A 16,953-nucleotide genomic window follows, 5' to 3' on the forward strand; every position below is an offset into this window, starting at 1 on the left:
GCGCGACAACTGAGCCACGCCACGCGGACTTCGGGACAAGGGAAAGGCGCACGATCATGTCCGACAAGCCGCTCAACGGTCACCGGGTGTTGGTACTCGTCACCAACTACGGAGTCGAGCAGGACGAGTTGCTGGTACCGGTCCGCCGACTACGGGAGGACGGCGCGGACGTCACCATCGCAGCCGTGACCCCAGACCCCATCCAGACACTGGTGGGCGACCGGGACCCCGGCGAGACGGTGGAGCCCACCACCACGCTCGAGACACTCGATCCTGGCGCACACCAGCTGCTGCTGGTCCCTGGCGGCACGATCAACGCCGACCAACTCCGCCTGCAGCCCAAGGTCCTCGAGACGATCAGGGCGTTTGCGGCGTCGGGTCGCCCGATCGCTGCGATCTGCCACGGACCCTGGGCACTGGTGGAAGCCGACGTTTTGAGCGGCAAGACGCTGACCTCCTATCCCTCAGTGCGTACCGATGCCCGCAACGCAGGTGCCAAGGCCTGGGTCGACGAAGCTGTCGTGAGCGACAGCGCGAACGGCTACACCCTGGTCACGTCGCGGACGCCGAAGGATCTCGACGATTTCCTTGGCGCCGTCAACAAGGCTCTGGTCGGTTCCTGAGGGCAGGGGCATTGAAGTGCCATTGATAGGATGGTTTATGGCGATTCGGGGTACACGGCACTCATGATCGACGAAGCGCAAACCATGTTGGCCGTTTCCTCCGCCGGTGCTCTTTGGCTAACGGCGGCGGGTGTCGCTGTGGTCGCCGTCCTCATCGCGGCGTTTGTCGTCGGAGGTCGGCGTGCTGCCCAGCGCAAGGTATCCACCCCCGGGCCGGGGGCCGAACAGGCCCGCCGAGTCTTGGCCGATCCCGCACAGCGCGGCGAAGGATGGAGCACTCCCGACGACGACCCCGAGCAGGGTCACCCCCGCCGCTGACCATCTTCTGCCCAGTACCGGCCGTGCCGTGCGCGGCCATGCCTTCCTTCGTCCACCCCATGAGGAGCTGTGGCGCCTTCTCGGAGCTGCTGAGGTCGTGGCTACGTCGGCGGTGAAGAAGCGGACGAGTGCGGCGGCCGCGGGCTTGTCCGCGTCGCAATCCCTGTACAGCTCCGGCAGGCTCGGCAGCCCGCCAGTGTCCTTCTTCAGTATTTCGCCGTGGCGAGGAGGCGGTCACCGACGCAGCGTGAGCAGAGTCGCAGCTCCTGGTCGCCCACGAAGAAGCGCGAAGGCTGGCCGGTCCAAGTGGACGGGGTCCTTGTGAGTTCGGCTTGTAGCCTACGTGCTCTGTTTCTGTTGCGTCCGTTTGATCCTTCTTCCCCGTGCCGAAGCCGTGACTGGCCTTGGAGACGGTCTCGGTGCCCTTGACGGACTGCGCCCCCTGGCGGCGATCACCCGCCAACCATCGTTGACGTGTCTCCCTGCGCCCAACCCTTCGGCCATCACGCTGTTTCCGCTGTTGCTGGCACTGCCCGACCGGGCGGGTAGCGAGCCGGCTACGGGGAACAAGGGCGCCATCACCACGGTCGGCAACGCCGCCCCGGTGGTCGTGACACTTCCGGTGGGGCCGCATACTCGTTGCTCGCCTGTCCGTGCCGTGAACCGGGACGGGTGTACCGAGGGCACGAACTGGAAGGACTGATGGGGGACATGAAGGTCGCGAACGAACCGGTCATACCGGCAGAGGTGGAAAGTCCCGCTCTACGGGCCCAGCCGACCGGACGCTTTGCGCAATGGCTGCTGCATCACCGGGTGCAACCGATCGGACCAGCGGCAGGCGAGGGACACACCGAGCACCACGCCTGGTGGAAGGTGATGTGCCTGACCGGGGTCGACTACTTCTCCAGCCTGGCCTACGTCCCGGCGATCGCCGCCCTCGCGGCAGGAGCGGTCTCGCCCTTGGCGACGCTGTTGATCGTGGCGCTGACCCTGGTGGGGATGCTGCCGATGTACCGGCGGGTGACTCGTGAGAGCCCCCACGGAGCAGGGTCGGTGGCGATGCTGGAGGATCTGCTGCCGTTCTGGCGGGGCAAACTGTTCGTCCTGGTCCTGCTCGGTTTCGTCGCCACTTCGTGGATCATCACGATCACCTTGTCAACGGCGGACGCTTCCGTGCATGTGGTGGAGAACCCCTACTTCCCGCATGCGCTGCACGGCCACGAGGTCGCTCTCACCGTGGCGCTGCTGGTGGTACTCGGCGGGGTGTTCCTGCTCGGGTTCAGCGAAGCGGTCAAGGTGGCCATCCCCCTGGTCGTGGCCTTCCTGGCGCTCAACGCGGCTGTCATCGGCGTCGGTCTGGTGGACGTCTTCACCACGCCGGGCGCGTTCTCGGCGTGGACGGACGCCCTCGGCGACGGCGGAGGCGGTCTCGGAGATCTGGCAGGGCCCGCACTCCTGGCGTTTCCCCTGCTGGTGCTGGGCCTTTCCGGTTTCGAGACGGGCGTGAGCATGATGCCTCTCATATCCGCGGAAGGCAGCGATCCCGAGCAGCAGAAGCAGTCACGGATCCGCAACACCCGGCGGCTGTTGACCACCGCCGCGCTCGTCATGAGCGTCTACCTGTTGGCCGCGAGTTTCGTGACCACTGTCCTCATCCCGCACAAGGAGTTCGAGTCCGGTGGCCAGGCGAACGGCCGGGCGCTGGCCTGGCTGGCGCACGAGAAGGTCGGCGAAGTGTTCGGCACCGCCTACGACATCAGCACCATCCTGATCCTGTGGTTCGCGGGAGCGTCCGCGATGGCAGGGCTGATCAACATCGTGCCCAGATATCTGCCCGACTACGGCATGGCCCCGGAATGGGGACGCGCGGTACGCCCTGTCGTCATCGTCTACACCGCTCTCTGCATCATTATCACCATCGCGTTCGATGCCGATGTCGACGCACAGGCCGGCGCCTACGCCACCGGCATCCTGGCCATGATGGTCTCCGGAGCGTTCGCCGTCACGGTCTCGGTCGTCCGCAGCCGTCGGCGCGTGGCCGGTACAGGATTCGCGCTCCTCACCGCCGTCCTGTCCTACGCGCTGATGGCCAACATCGTCGACAAGCCCGACGGCATCACCATCTCGGGCATGTTCATCGCCGGCATCATCGCCGTGTCGCTGATCTCCCGGGTCTCACGCACCACCGAACTGCGCGCTGACCGGCTCGTGTTCGACGACGAAGCCCGCAGGTTCATCACCGACACCCTCGCGCACGACAACGCCATCAACATCATCGCCAACCGACGACAGACCGGCGACAGCGCCGAGTACGCCCATAAAGAGCGGGAGCAGCGCGGCACCAACCCCGTACCCGGCCTTGCCGACGTGCTGTTCCTGGAAATCGACGTGGTCGATCCGTCCGACTTCAGCGAAACCCTCAGCGTCCGGGGCGTCGAGGTGGACGGTCACCGAATCCTGCGGGCCGAGGCCCCGGCCGCTCCGAACGCCATTGCGGCGATCCTGCTCGCCCTGCGCAACGCCACCGGGGTTCAGCCGCACTGCTACTTCGCGTGGGCCGAAGGAAGTCCCTTGCTGCACATGTTCCGTTACTTCCTCCTGGGCCGCGGCGACACCGCTCCCGTCACCCGCGAAATCATCCGCAGCAACGAACCCGACCCTGACCGCCGCCCAGGCATCCACGTCGGCGGCTGAACTCGCGGCCGTACTTCGTGATTCGAGCTGGCCAGACCTGTTCCCGCTCTCGCGCCGGAGAGCGTCAGCCCGCTGTTCATTGTGAGTGGGCCTGCAGATCACGGTGCCAGGAGGGCATGTGCTCGGCTACCAGGGCAGCGTGATCGAAGCCGATACAGGGGATGAGCCCACGGCGTCGCTGTCCTCGGGCGCGTGCGCGACTGGTCGGCAGTTCTTTCGGCCGTAAGGCCAACTCCAAACGGATGGAGGACCAGTTCGCGTCGCCTGCCTACTGCGCCTCCGGCGTGGGCTGCCGCCGCTGACCCACCCGCCGTCCGGCAGAGCCAGCCGACGGCCACCATCTCGATGCTGTAGAACCGGCGCTGTTCGCCAACGTGCGAGGGGTGGCGAACGCCGCCGGTTCGCTGTGGGCGGGTGTGGTTTGTTGGGGGTGAGCATGCCTTCGCGCAGTTTGGTGACGGTGTGGTTGAGCAGGCGGGAGACGCACAGTCGGGAGGCGCCGAGGTTCGCCGATCTGGGCCTGGGCAAGTTCGTCGATGAACCGCATGGGGATGATGCGCCGCTCGCGTTCGTCGAGTTCGGCGATCATGGAGCGCTCATGAGATGCGGATATCCCAGATGATGCGATACGTATCGCCCAGCATTCAACAGTCATTCTTCTCCTTCGTCGAGGCGGCGTAGGTCGTCCTCGTCCCATTTCCGGGTGTCGCGGGGCTGGGTGTAGGGCTCGGTCCCGGGCGGGAGCCCGCCGGCGATGGCTCGCTGGCGTACTGCCTCGGCATCGAATTCCAGGCCGAGGAGGATGGCCAGGTTGCTGATCCACAGCCACACCAGGAAGACGATGACGCCCGCCATGGTGCCGTAGGTCTTGTTGTACGACGCGAAGTTGGCCACGTAGAACGCGAATCCGGCGGAGGCGATCATCCAGATCACCAGGGCCAGGAAACTGCCCGGAGTGATCCACTTGAAGCCCTTCACCTTCGCGTTCGGGCTCGCCCAGTACAGGATCGCGATCATCACAGTGACCAGCACGACCAGGACCGGCCACTTGGCGATCGACCACACCGTCAGCGCGGTGTCCCCGACCCCCAGCGCCGTGCCCACCTGGCGGGCCACGCCACCGGTGAAGACCACGATCAGCGCACTGACCACAGCCAAAACCATCAGGACAACCGTCACACCGACACGCACTGGCAGGATCTTCCACACCGGACGTCCCTCCGGCATGTCGTAGATGGCGTTCGCGGCACGGATGAACGCCGCGACATAACCGGAGGCCGACCACACCGCCACCACCAGAGCGACGATCGCCACGATGCTGCCGGTGCCTGCGTTGCCCTGCAGCTGCTCCACAGCGCGGGTGATGATGTCGCGGGCCGGGCCGGGAGTGAGCTGTCTGAGATTGTTCAGCACCTTGTCCGTGGTCGACCTGCCGGTGATGCCCAGCAGGGAGACCAGGACCAGCAGGGCCGGGAACAAGGCGAGGACCCCGTAGTACGTCAACGCCGCCGCCCGGTCGGCCAACTCGTCCTTCTTGAACTCCCGCAGGCTCCCGGTGAACACCTTGCCCCACGCCCGCCGGGGCAGCTCCGTCGGCGTGTCCGGCGCCCGCTCCTCCACCTCGGGTCCAGGTCCGGCCTCCTCAGGCGTCGGCACATCGATATCTTTTTGTTCTTTCCATCCTGATTTCGCCATGTCCCGCCGAGTACCCCAGCTCATGGCGTTGAACGACGATCCGAAGCGCCAAAAGCAGAGGCCACCCCCAGGTCATCACAGTAGACACCGGGCGAAGGTGGCAGCAGGATCGGGCAGGCCAGGCCAGCCCCTCACGCGCGATGCTCGATGCCTGCTCTGGGTGACTCAGCGAGCCGTTCGGCCGCAGAACTCTGCCTGGTCGCTGTCGGCAGGCTCCCGGCCGACGCCGTCTGATGGCGTGCTCGCCTCGACTGCGGATTCTGCTGTGCGCCGAGGTTGCCCTGACGGTGACTGTGCCGATGCCGACCGGGCTTGCCTGCGTGCAGGGGTGGGCTCCTCCTGGCAGGAGGAGCCCACTTCGGGGGATGTGTGAGGGGTTATTCCGTGCGCAGGCCTTCCGGGCGCATCATCCGCAGCAGCGGCGGCAGGCTGAGCAGCGTGACCACGCCGACCACGGCCGCGCCCACGCCGGTCATGGTCAGGACGCTCGCCCAGTCCATGGCCACCGGTGTACGGGTCATCTTCAGCAGCGCCGAGCCAAGGGTGATGCCCACCGATGTGGCCAGTACGAGGCCGAGTCCGACCGGGAGGGCCGTCTGCCACAGTACCGACAGGGTCAGCGTGCGGCGCCGGGTGCCGAAGGCGACCAGCGCGGAGAGCAGCTTCCTGCGCTCGCGCAGCTGCTCCAGCTGGGAGACCAGCAGACTCGCGCCGATCAGTGCCAGCACAAAGGCGGAGCCGACGAACAGGCCGGTGCGGATGGAGGTGTACTTGACGTCCTCCTGGGTCGCCGACCAACTGTAGGTTTGTGCCAGGGGGTCGATGCGGGCGACGACGTTGCGTATGTACTCCCGTGAGTCCGGCACCGACGGGTCCAGACGCAGGTAGACACCGTCCGAGAACACCGCGGGCGCGGCCTTTTGGGGCAGGGCGGCGGGGGTGACCAGCAGACTGGTGTAGTCCTGCAGTGAGTCCTTGCGCGCGTTCACCTCCCGAATGTTTGCCGGAACGGTCCAGGGCACCTCGAGGCGGCGTTCGGCGCCGTCGTACGACGGGTCGATGTAGAGCTGCCGACCGGGCTTCACCAGGGCGATTTCGGATGCGTTGCTGGGGTCCGAGTAACCGCTCCGCGTTCGCGTGATGAACACGTCACCGTCCTTGCAGGAGGGCAATGTGGCGAGTTCACGCAGGGTGGCGCAGTTACCCACGGTCAGGCCGTTGCTGTTCTCCGGGTTGCGACGTGCGTCCCCGTACTGGGAGCGGGCCAGGGCCACCGCGGCCCGGACCCCCTTGGTGCCGGTGAATTCGCGCTCGATGCCGGGCAGCGGCTTGGGGCCGCTGAAGTCGACCTGCATCTGGACCCGGCTGGGGTCCTTGCCGGTGCTCTTGGTGTACTGGCTCTGCGTTCCCGTGAAGAGCATCTGCAGCGCGATGGCCCCGGCCACCGCCACGGCGATGCCGTTGACCATGCGGGCGGCAGTGCCGCTGCTCAACTGCAGTCGTCGCACGGCCAACTGCCAGGACAGCGGGCCCTTGCCGAGCCGGACGACGACCGCCTCCACGACCCAGGGCAGCAGGGCGGTGATGCCGATCAGCAACATCAGGACGCCGCCGATGACGAGGTACTGGTTGAAGTTTCCGTTCTTGTGGCCTTGGCCGATCATCGGGTAGAGCATCGCGAGGCCGGCCAGAGTCGGCAGCAGCCGCCACCACAGCCGACGGCGACTCTGCTTGGCAGCACGCACGACACCGAGGGGTTCGACGACCACGCCGCGCATCGCGAGCAGCGTGACCAGCACCGCGGCGACCGGCACCGCCACCGCGACCAGCGCGGCAAGCGCGGGAGTGGGGTCGAGGTAGCTGGGCCAGACGCTCACGCCCAGCAACTCGCCGGTGCCCAGCTTCTGGCGGCCGAGCAAGAAGAAGCCGGTGCCCACGGCCAGACCGAGCAGAGCTCCTGCCAGCGCCTCGCCCGCCGCGATCCGCCGGGTCATCCCCCGGTCGGAGCCGACCAGGCGCAGCGCGGCGAGGCGGCGGTCGCGGCGTTCGCCGCCGAAGCGGACGGCGGCGGCGATGAACACGGCGACCGGCGTCAGCAGCACCACGAACACGACCAAGACCATGAGCAGCAGCACCGGGTCGCTCTTCTCGGGCGTCGCGTCCGGTTTGCCGAACTTGGCCAGCCGTGTCACCAGGGAGGAGTCCGTGAGCTTCAACCCCGAGGCGCCCGCGTAGTAAGCCAGTTCGTGCGAGCCGATCAGCCCGCTCTCGCCGATCGTGCCGGTGATCTTGTACGGCAGGCGCTCCCGCAGCAGTTTCGCGTCGTCCGAGTCCAGCAGGTCCTTGAGCGCGGGGGAGACCACCATCTCGCCCTTACCCGGGAAGCGGTCGACCCCGGGGGGCAGCGGCGCCCGCCTGCCCTCGGGTTCGACGAACCGGCCCCGGACGTCGTCGTCGTGCCAGGTGGTGTCGGCATCGGCGATCAGGAAAGTGTTGTCGGCCTTGGGCAGGACCGTCTGGGAGTACGTGTTGGTGTAGCGGGCGTCCTCCACCTTGCTGCGGGAGGTGAACACGTTGGGCATCGCGGTGCACAACAGGAGCAGAGCCACGCCGAGGCCGACGCCGACCGCTGTCAGCGTCATTCGGACCCAGCCCTCGCGGCCGCCGGTGACGGCGAACCGGGCTCCCATGGCCAGGTCTCTGGACCACTGGCGCGGACTCATATGGCGCGCTCCATGTCCCGGGACTTGCCGTCGCGTACGACGATCTCGCGGTCGGAGTAGGCGGCCACCCGTGTCTCGTGGGTGACGAGGACGACGGCGGCGTTGGTGGAGCGGGCCGCGCCGGTGAGCAGTTCCATCACGCGCTCACCGTTGTAGGAGTCGAGCGCGCCGGTCGGTTCGTCGGCGAACAGCACCCGGGGGCCGGTGACCAGCGCGCGGGCCACGGCGACGCGCTGGCCCTGGCCGCCGGAGACCTCGCCGGGCCGCTTGCCCTTCAGGTCGTCGACCTCCAGGCGTTCCATCCAGCCGAGCGCCGCCCGCTCGGCTTCCTTGCGGGAGGTGCCGTTCAGCCTGAGCGGCAGGGCGACGTTTTCCACGCAGGTCAGTTCCGGCACGAGCTGCCCGAACTGGAACACGAAGCCGAACTCGGAGCGGCGTAACGCGCTGCGCTGGGCGTCGCTCATCGTCGTCACCTCGCGCCCGTTGTAGGTGATCGACCCGGAGTCGGGCGGCAGGATGGCCGCGAGGCAGTGCAGCAGCGTCGACTTGCCGGAGCCGGAGGGGCCCATGACGGCGACGACCTCGCCGGGGTGGATGGAGAACTCGGCGCCGTCGAGGGCATGGGTGTGCCCATAGGTCTTGCGCAGGTCCTGCGCGGTGAGCAGGGAACCAGGGGGAGAAGTCGTCATCGAGCTACAGCCTCACGGAGTTTGTCGAGTCGGGCGGCGGTCAGCTCCAGCCAGCGCAGGTCCGCTTCCAGGTGGAAGAGGGCGTGGTCGCAGATCAGCTGGTCCGCCAGATCGCCCTTGCGCTTGCGGTCGGTCAGGATGCGCATGCTGCGCAGGTGTTCGGAGCGTTGGGTGTCCAGGATGTCGGCGGCGTCCCGGTGGGTGAGCAGCGCGAGGACGACTTTGGTGTAGAGGGCCGACTGGAGGTATTCCTCCGGCTTCTGCGGGGTCGCGAGCCACCGCTCTACGTCGGTGATGCCAGCGTCGGTGATCGCGTAGCGCTTGCGCTCCGGGCCGCCGCCGGCCTCGATCCCGTCGACCTCGACGAGGCCGTTCTTCAGCAGCCGGGACATCGTCGAGTAGACCTGGCCGTAGTGCAGCGGTCGGTCGTGACCGAACGTCTCATCGAAGGCCCGCTTCAGGTCGTAACCGTGTCGCGGGCCGGACTCCAGGAGCCCCAAAAGGGTGTGACCGATGGACATGAGCCGCACTATACACGCCGTGTATACGCGGTGTGTATACGCAGAGTGTGTAGCTCATGGCGAGGGTGTACGACAGCGCAGGTGAGGGAGCCGGGAATTCCGATCGTCACGGTCCGGAAACGGGCAGTCAGCTGCCTCGACTGCTCATGACCCGCTTCGAACAGCTGTAGGTCGACCGGCGAGGCGCCCGGCCGGTCGGGCAGAGAGCGGCGGTCCGAGCCCTTGCACCGTCACGGCCATCTCCTCGGAGACCATGTCAAGCCCGCCGACCAGGCCGTCCGCGACTCGGCGAGGTCGTCCGGGCTGTCGAAGGTGGGGTTGGGGCCCGGCCACGCCAACCAGGTGCGCTCGTGCGGGGGAGGCGTGGGATGTGGGTTCGTAGACGGTACTGTCGCGGAGCAGCGCGAACAGCACGCTGCTCACGTTGGTCCATGTCTTCCCCGGGCCCAGGGGCGGAGGAGCCATCGGCAGGCTGTCCGCCGGACTCGTACAATGCATTCTTCCGCCGCTGGCGCGACCACGCCCTGGTCAGGGAGTTCCACGACCGGCTGCGTGCCACGGTCCGCGAGAAGCTGGGCCGCGACGCGGAGCCGAGTGCGGGTGTGATCGACTCGCAGTCCGTCAAAGCGGACGCCGTCGTCGGCTCCGACAGCCGCGGGTTCGACGGCGGGAAGCTGGTCAACGGCCGCAAGCGGCGGTGCATGGGCAGGGCGTCGATGTCTGTGTCCGTGACCTTGATGCCGGTGTCCTAGGTGCCCGAATCGAGTTCCGCGTGGACCGTCAGCCCGGTTTCCGTAGTGGTCGCCTTGATGCTGTTCACGATGACGTCGTGGCTGGTCAGAGGCCTACCGCGCCAGTTCATGGAGATGTGGGAGAACAGCCGGTGCTCGATCTTGTTCCACTTCGAGGTGCCCGGCGGCATGTGGCAGACCGTGATCTCCAGGTCCGTCTCGGCGGCCAGGGCGGCGAGTTCGGTCTTCCAGGCGCGGGTGCGGTATCCGTTGGAGCCGCCCGCGTCCGCGGCGATCAGCAGCCGGGCGGCCTGAGGGTAGTCGTGACTGCCGCGGGCTTGCCACCAGCGACGGATCGAGGCAACAGCGAACGCGGCCGTGTCATGGTCGGTGCCGACACTGACCCAGCCGATGTTCGCGGCGACGTCGTAGATCCCGTACGGGATCGCCTTGCCCGGTCCCTGCCGGTCCAGGAAATCATGGGTCTTGACCTGGGCCGGAGCTCCCTTCGGCTCCCACTCACGACCCTCATTCTTGTATGGGCCGACCAACTCCTTCTTCTTCGTGTCCACACTGATCACCGGATTACCGGCGCCCATATGGTCCTTGGCCCGGTCGTTGATGTAACGGAACTGGGCATCACGGTCGGAGTGTTGAGCGCCCTCGATGGCCTTGACATTGGCCTGGAGGCCGAACCCCTCATCGCGGAGCAGGTCGGCGACAGTGTCCGCCGAGACGCGGTGGCCTTGCCTGGTGAGCTCGCTGGCGAGTTTGCGTGTCGACTTCGTCGTCCAGCGCAGCGGCGACATGGGATCCCCACGCACATCTGGCTCGACCAGCGCCAACAGTGCAGGTCGAAGCTCCGGATCAACCTCAGCCGCCCGTTTGCGCCCGCCACCGGGACGGCGGACCCGGCCCAGCGGCTCCGCCCCGGCCTCCAGCTCGTCCACACCTTTACGGACGGTGGTCGCGCTGACCCCGGCCGCCTGGGCGACGGCTCGGATCGCACCGTGGCCCAGGATCCGAGCCTCAGCTCCCATCAGCAGACGTCGCTGCCGCTCGTCCAGATGCGGGAACAACACCTCGAACTTCACTGCAAGTTGACCGCGGACCTCGCCAGATATGCGCATACCACACCAACGAGCTGAACTGCAGGAAGCAACACTTTGATTCTCTGCGAGCCCTTACTGCTGTGAGCGCCGGTCGGCGCCCCCGCCTCTCCTGCGGGCGGGGGCGCAACGTGGCCGAGGTGGGTAGGAGCCGAAGCTCAGGCGGCTCCCACGGCGACCTTGCCCTTGCGCAGTGTCAGCGTCCGGTCGGACCGGGCGGCGAGGGTCTGGCTGTGGGTGACCACGATGACGCACTTGTTCTGCGTGTGCGCCAGCTCCTGGAAGATGCCGATGATGCCGTCGGCGGTGTCCTCGTCGAGGTTTCCGGTCGGTTCGTCGGCGAAGAGGATGTCCACGTCGCAGGCGAGGGCCCGGGCGATGGCGACGCGTTGTTGCTGCCCGCCGGAGAGTTTGAGGACGTTGCGGTCGGCCATGTCTGGGTCGAGGCCGACTTTGGCGAGCAGTTCCAGCGCATGAGCTTTGCGCCGTCCCGTGGGCGGCTTGGCGCCGGTGATCTCCATGGCGGTGATGACGTTCTGCAGCGCCGTCATATAGGTGAGCAGGTTGTACTGCTGGAAGACGGTGGCTGCGTGCTTGTTGCGGTAGCGGCCCAGGCCGAGTTCGGCCAGGTCCTGTCCGTCGAAGCGAATGATTCCCTTGGTGGGGCTGTCCAGCCCGCTGGCCAGGCTGAGGAGCGTGGTCTTGCCACTGCCCGAGGGGCCGAGGACGGTGTAGAAGGTGCCGCGTTCGAAGGCCAGGTCGATCTGCTTGAGCACGGTGGTCCGGCGTCGCTGGTTCTGGTAGATGTGGCTGACATCCGCGAACTGCAGGGCGGGCGGCGTGACGGCGGGTGCGGTCTGGTTCATTGCGGTCACTTGCCCTTGGTGAGGATGCGGCGGGGGTTGAGGCGCAGCGCGGAGGCGGCGGGAATCGCGGTGGCCAGCAGACCGATGCCCAGACCGATACCGGCGACGGTGGCGACGTCCGACGGCTGCAGCCGGACAGCGATCTTGTCTATGGGGTCGGCGCCCTTGACCGGCGCGGAGTTCGGGTCGATGCCCTGTTCCAGTCCGGTGGAGCCGGGGGGCGGCGGCTGCCAGGCGTTGATCTTCCGCTGGGCCGAGGCGGCCTGGTCGTGCAGCAACGTGTCGCCTGCCTTCTGAGTCAAGTTCTGGGAGAACACCGAGCTCAGACCGATGGCGAGGACCACGACGACCACGGTCTCGACGCACTGCTGGGCGACCAGCTTCCACTTCGTCTCGCCCAAGGACAGCAGGATGCCGAACTCCGTGCGGCGCTGCTTGACCGCGAGAGTGGCAAGCAGACCCAGGACGAGGCCCCCGGCGATGCCGATCAGCCACATGGCCGCGGTCGCGGAGGTGGCGACACTGTCCAGGGGACCGGTCATCTGCTTCAGGGCCTTGTCGTTGATGCTGAGCTTGAATCCCTTCAGCGCGTTCCCGGCCGTACGGTCGGCCTGCGCGTGGAAGGCGTCGAACGCGGCGGCGTCCTTCAGCTGGAAGGTCGCGCCCTGCAGGGGGGTCGGGCCCTGCTTGCCGCCGGAGTTGAGCCTGCCCAGTGCGCCGGCCGGGACGATCAGCTTGTCGCCCGGGGCCTGTTGGTAGTCGGGGTCGGGCTGGTCGGAGGGGTTGTGGTAGATGCCCTTGACGGTGAAGACGGCCTTGCCCTTGCCGGTGGGGTCGTTCTCGGACAGCGTCATCCTGTCGCCGGCCTCGAGGTGGTTCTTGCTCGCCAGCCGTTCCTCGATCAGGACCTCGTTGCGGTCCTGATCGGCGGCGGTGACATGCCCGCCGGACAGCAGCTTCCAGTTGCCGCTGGCGAAGTCGGGGAGCAGGGAGGAGTCCCGGACGCCGGCGGCCAGGGTGTAGGTGGCGGGCGCGTCGGGCACGAGGGGCTTGCTGCCGGTGAGTTCGAGGCCGCCGAGCAGCGTGGTTCCGTCGTTGTACGTGTAGTTGTACTTGGCCACCAGCGGGGATCCGCCGATCCTGTCGACGACGTCCGAGCCGATCTGCGGGGCCTGGCCCGGCATGCCGCCCCCCGCGCCGGTGAGATCCATCCCAAGGGTGACGGCGGCGCCGAGGCGGCGTTCGGCGCTGTCGGCGGCGCGTCCGGTGGCGGTTCCGATGAGGAACCCGGCGAACACCATGGTGCAGATGACCAGAAAGGTGCCCAGGGTGATCAGGGTTCTGGCTTTGCGTGACCACAGGCTCAGGCCGGCGCGTTTGATGAAGTTCATGAGGGGTGGGCCTATTCGGTGTCGGTGAGGATGGAGCGCGGGTGCAGTCGGAGAATCCCGATGCCGGGGACGGCGGTGGCGACCAAGGCGATGCCCAGGCCGATGGCGGCGACCTTGCCGAGGTCGCCGATGTCCATGCGGATGTCCGACACCGTGGGGTTCTGGTCGGCGGGGTTCTGGCCGGCGGTGACGCTGTGCTGCTCGCGAACCAGCAGCATGGTGCCCGCGTGGTGGGCCAGGGACTGGCCGGCCAGGGCTGCCAGAGCGAGGGCGGGCAGCAGGACGGCCGCGACCTCCACGGTGTGCTGGCCGATGAGTTTCCACTTCTTCTCGCCCAGGGCGAGCAGCATGCCCAGTTCGTCGCGGCGGTCCCTGATCGTCATGGTCACGATCAGCGTGAGGATCACCGCTCCGGACAGGGTGATCAGCCAGACCAGGGCGGTGGTGAACGTCCCGACCCGCTGCAGTGGCAGGACCTGGTCGCGGTACGCCTTGTCGTTGATGTCGAAGCGGAAGCCGTCGGTGCCGAGCAACCGGGCGGCTTCCGTGTGCAATTGCCGGGCCTGCTCAGGAGAGCGGATCTTGAAGACGGCTTCGTCGGGCCTGGTTCCGAAGCCGAGCGCGGACAGGGCGGCGGCCGGGGCGTACACCTGGTTCGCGGACAGCTCGCTGGGCGCCACCCACTGGGGCGGGTCCTGGCGGGAGTCCTCGTACACGCCGGCGACGGTGAAGGAGTCCGTGTGCCTGCCGTCGGGGGAGGCCAGGGGGACGGTGCCGCCGACCTTCAGATGATTCTTCGCGGCCAGGCGCCGGCTGACCAGAACGACCTTGCGGGCGTTGTCCTGCGAGGTGAGCCCGCGACCGGCAACGATCGTGGAACGGCCGGTGGAGAAGTCGAGGAGCATCCCCGAGTCACGGATGCCGTTCACCGCCAGTCCGTCCTGGCCCCGGTCGCTGTCTCCTTCCGGCCGGCCGGGTTTCGGCAGGTTCGAGGTCACGAGAGGCAGCCCCGGAGGCTTGCTCACTCCGCGCAGCACCGGGTTGTACCGCTGCACCACCGGGGAGGAACCAAGCGTGTCGACCGCGTGTGAGGTCAGCTTGGCGCCGCGCACCGTGACGTCCACGCCGATACGCCGCTGGGCCTCGGCCTCCTGGCGGGTGGTCGTGTCCCGGAGCAGGAAGCCGCCCAGCAGCAGTGTGCAGACCACCAGGAGAATGCCGAGCAGAAGGCTGGTCTTTCCTCTTCTGGCCCCCAGGCTGAAGGCAGCCCGCTTGACGAAGTTCATGGACGCAGGACAACAGCCGGACCCGCACAGCGGCATAAAGGCTGTTACGGCCGCATAAAGTCTCAGCACCCGGGTCAGCCCACCGGGATGGGCTGATCGGGCGCCGGGTCCGGACGGTTCGTGGGCCGAACGCACCGGACGGCGTTTATCTCGCTGTAAACGCGGGCGTGGTCTTCTGATCGCATGAGAGTTCTGGTAGCCGAGGATCACGCGATCCTGGCGCGGACCATCGCCACCGGCCTGCGCAGGCAGTCCATGGCGGTCGACATCGCCGCATCGGGCGACGAGGCCGAACGGATGTGCCTGCTTGCCGACTACGACGTGCTGGTCCTCGACCGCGATCTGCCGGTGATGACGGGTGACGCGGTCTGTCTCCGGCTCCGCGGACGGGCGGATCCGCCGATGATCCTGATGCTGACCGCGGCCGGCACACTCGAGGACCGGGTCTACGGCCTGGAGCGCCTGGGAGCCGACGACTATCTCACCAAGCCCTTCGACTTCACCGAACTGGTCGCCCGGGTACGGGCATTGAGCCGGCGTACGCCCACGGCGTCGCCGGTCGTCCACCACTACCAGGGGATCTCTCTGGACCTGTCCCGGCACGAAGTATGCGTGGACGGCCGGGCGGTCGATCTCACGCCCAAGGAGTTCGCCGTGCTCCTGATGCTGGTCGAGGCGCGCGGCGGGGCCGTCACACATCGGGAGCTGGTGCGTTCCGTCTGGGACGAGCACCTGGACCCGCGCACGAGCGCGGTCCGCGCCACCGTCAGCCGCTTGCGGGGCAAACTCGGCCTGCCGGACGTGATCGTGGCGGACGCCGGTGAGGGGTATCGGCTGTGCCGTTGACCTGGTCGGCCCGTATGCGCCGCCGCCTGCGCAAGATGCCCTTCCGGGGCAGGATCGCCGCCGCCTTCGCCGTCTTGTTCGTACTGTCGGGGGCCGTGCTGTTGGCCTTCGTGGTGGTGCTGGCTCGCTACGGGACCACCCAGCAGGTGCGGGACATCGATGTGGTCTCCGGCGTCGGCCCGGTGGGGCCGTTCAGCGTGGCGAGTCCGGCGGGCACGACCACGCCGGTGAGCCCGACGACCCCGGGTGGGACGAGCCTCCCCCTCCCGCACGGCACCGATTCCGACGGCATCGCCATCAAGCTGGTCGACCGGACGGTGGCCGCCGTACAGGGCGCGGCGCTGCAGCAGATGCTCCTGTGGTCCGGCGTCGGGTTGGTACTGATCACCCTGCTCGCTTCTGTCGTGGGGTGGTGGATCGCCGGGCGTGCGCTGCGGCCGGTGGCGGCGGTGACGGACGCGGCGCGCAGGATCAGTGAGGAGAACCTGCACGAGCGTCTCGCTCTCACCGGACCGGACGACGAGCTCCACAAACTCGCCGACACCTTCGACATCATGCTCGAACGTCTGGAGAAGGCGTTCGCCGGCCAGCGCCGCTTCGTCACCAACGCCTCGCACGAACTGCGCACCCCGCTGGCCGTGCAGCGGACAAGCCTGCAGGTCGGACTGGCCGACCCCCTGCCCGACGGACTGGCGGATGTACGAGAGGACCTGCTGGCCGTCAACCGCGAGGCGGAGAAACTGATCGACTCACTGCTCGTTCTGGCCCGCAGCGACAGCGGCCTGCAGGAGACCGAAGAGGTCGACCTCGCCGCGATGGCACGCCAGTTGACCGGCGCACTGCAGCCCGCCGCCCGGGCGAAGGACCTCTCGCTCACCCTGACGGCGGACCAGCCGCTCCGGGTCGAGGGCGATCCCACTCTGCTGCGTCACCTGCAGACGAACCTGCTCGACAACGCCCTTCAGTACAACCGGCCCGGCGGCACCGTCACCGTCCATCTCGCCGACCGTGCCCTGACCGTCGCCAACACCGGCAGCACCATCGAACCGGACCAGGTCGCCGATCTCTTCGAGCCCTTCCGCCGCCTCGGCCAGGACCGTATCGGCACCACCGGTCACGGCCTGGGCCTGTCCATCGCCAGATCCATCGCCGACGCCCACCGCGCGAACATCACCGCCCACCCCGGCCAGGACGGAGGGCTGACCGTCCGCGTCACCTTCCGCGCCACCTGACTCACGACCACTCGACACCGCCGCCACCCCAGTGACTTGTCCGCCACACGGTAGAAGCCCGCCCGTATCGCCCGCCTGGTATCGAGTCCTCCGAACGACTCGGACGCCACCGCTGGAAGATCGAGAGATGAGTTCAACTGCGTGACTGGCGGCGTCGGTTCGAACTGTTCGGACCTGCACGGGTGCCTTGTCTCGCAGCCGGGAGCATGGCTGCAGGGTGCCTCTCTGA

13 protein-coding genes and 1 pseudogene are annotated in these 16,953 nt (G+C 67.7%); 6 read left to right on the top strand and 8 right to left on the bottom strand.

All coding sequences use genetic code 11. The features are described from left to right. The first annotated feature begins 56 nt into the window (after positions 1-56). The 3 genes from OG410_RS34740 (at position 57) to OG410_RS34745 (ending at position 3,635) form a co-directional block, all read left to right on the top strand. Positions 57-623 (top strand): DJ-1/PfpI/YhbO family deglycase/protease, encoded by a 567-nt coding sequence (locus OG410_RS34740; RefSeq protein WP_326784427.1) that lies wholly within the window; start codon positions 57-59, stop codon positions 621-623. A gap of 63 nt (positions 624-686) precedes the next feature. Beyond that, positions 687-941 (top strand): DUF6479 family protein, encoded by a 255-nt coding sequence (locus OG410_RS42700; RefSeq protein ID WP_443063834.1) that lies wholly within the window; start codon positions 687-689, stop codon positions 939-941. A gap of 711 nt (positions 942-1,652) precedes the next feature. Further along, positions 1,653-3,635 carry an amino acid transporter gene (locus OG410_RS34745; RefSeq protein ID WP_443063835.1) on the top strand — a complete coding sequence of 661 codons (1,983 nt, stop codon included), beginning with the start codon at positions 1,653-1,655 and terminating at the stop codon, positions 3,633-3,635. 651 nt (positions 3,636-4,286) lie between these two features. Here OG410_RS34745 and OG410_RS34750 read toward each other — a convergent pair. The 4 genes from OG410_RS34750 to OG410_RS34765 all read right to left on the bottom strand — a co-directional run bounded on the left by OG410_RS34750 (position 4,287) and on the right by OG410_RS34765 (position 9,263). Next, entirely contained in the window at positions 4,287-5,330 is a 1,044-nt protein-coding gene (locus OG410_RS34750) for a YihY/virulence factor BrkB family protein (protein ID WP_329302699.1), read from the bottom strand. Positions 5,331-5,707: 377 nt separating this feature from the next. Next, entirely contained in the window at positions 5,708-8,053 is a 2,346-nt protein-coding gene (locus OG410_RS34755) for an ABC transporter permease (RefSeq protein WP_329302700.1), read from the bottom strand. Continuing rightward, positions 8,050-8,742 carry an ABC transporter ATP-binding protein gene (locus tag OG410_RS34760; protein ID WP_329302701.1) on the bottom strand — a complete coding sequence of 231 codons (693 nt, stop codon included), beginning with the start codon at positions 8,740-8,742 and terminating at the stop codon, positions 8,050-8,052. The genes OG410_RS34755 and OG410_RS34760 overlap by 4 nt, the downstream gene beginning before the upstream one ends. Then, positions 8,739-9,263 (bottom strand): PadR family transcriptional regulator, encoded by a 525-nt coding sequence (locus OG410_RS34765; protein WP_099938965.1) that lies wholly within the window; start codon positions 9,261-9,263, stop codon positions 8,739-8,741. The genes OG410_RS34760 and OG410_RS34765 overlap by 4 nt, the downstream gene beginning before the upstream one ends. 431 nt (positions 9,264-9,694) lie before the next feature. Between OG410_RS34765 and OG410_RS42705 the strand changes: the two genes are divergently transcribed. Beyond that, entirely contained in the window at positions 9,695-10,015 is a 321-nt protein-coding gene (locus tag OG410_RS42705; RefSeq protein ID WP_443063836.1) for a hypothetical protein, read from the top strand. Here the strand turns inward: OG410_RS42705 and OG410_RS34775 are convergent. From OG410_RS34775 to OG410_RS34790, 4 genes and pseudogenes are all read right to left on the bottom strand, one after another. Then, positions 10,015-11,124, bottom strand: a pseudogene (locus tag OG410_RS34775) (ISAzo13 family transposase); the annotation flags it as partial. The gene OG410_RS42705 and the pseudogene OG410_RS34775 sit on opposite strands and share 1 nt — an antisense overlap. 137 nt (positions 11,125-11,261) lie before the next feature. Next, on the bottom strand, positions 11,262-11,969 hold the full coding sequence (locus OG410_RS34780; protein ID WP_329304352.1) for an ABC transporter ATP-binding protein: 708 nt from the start codon (positions 11,967-11,969) through the stop codon (positions 11,262-11,264). 5 nt (positions 11,970-11,974) lie between these two features. Further along, positions 11,975-13,360, bottom strand: coding sequence for an ABC transporter permease (locus OG410_RS34785; RefSeq protein ID WP_329302702.1), 1,386 nt, complete (start codon positions 13,358-13,360; stop codon positions 11,975-11,977). Positions 13,361-13,371: 11 nt separating this feature from the next. Beyond that, entirely contained in the window at positions 13,372-14,646 is a 1,275-nt protein-coding gene (locus OG410_RS34790; protein WP_329302703.1) for an ABC transporter permease, read from the bottom strand. Positions 14,647-14,829: 183 nt separating this feature from the next. On the opposite strand from OG410_RS34790, the gene OG410_RS34795 reads away from it, so the two are divergent. Continuing rightward, on the top strand, positions 14,830-15,492 hold the full coding sequence (locus OG410_RS34795; protein WP_329302704.1) for a response regulator transcription factor: 663 nt from the start codon (positions 14,830-14,832) through the stop codon (positions 15,490-15,492). Further along, complete coding sequence (locus OG410_RS34800) at positions 15,483-16,724, top strand: sensor histidine kinase (protein WP_329302705.1); 1,242 nt, start codon at positions 15,483-15,485, stop codon at positions 16,722-16,724. Before OG410_RS34795 ends, OG410_RS34800 begins: the two co-directional genes overlap by 10 nt. Positions 16,725-16,953 lie beyond the last annotated feature (229 nt).

This window comes from Streptomyces sp. NBC_00659 (genome assembly GCF_036226925.1).
Classification (GTDB): domain Bacteria; phylum Actinomycetota; class Actinomycetes; order Streptomycetales; family Streptomycetaceae; genus Streptomyces.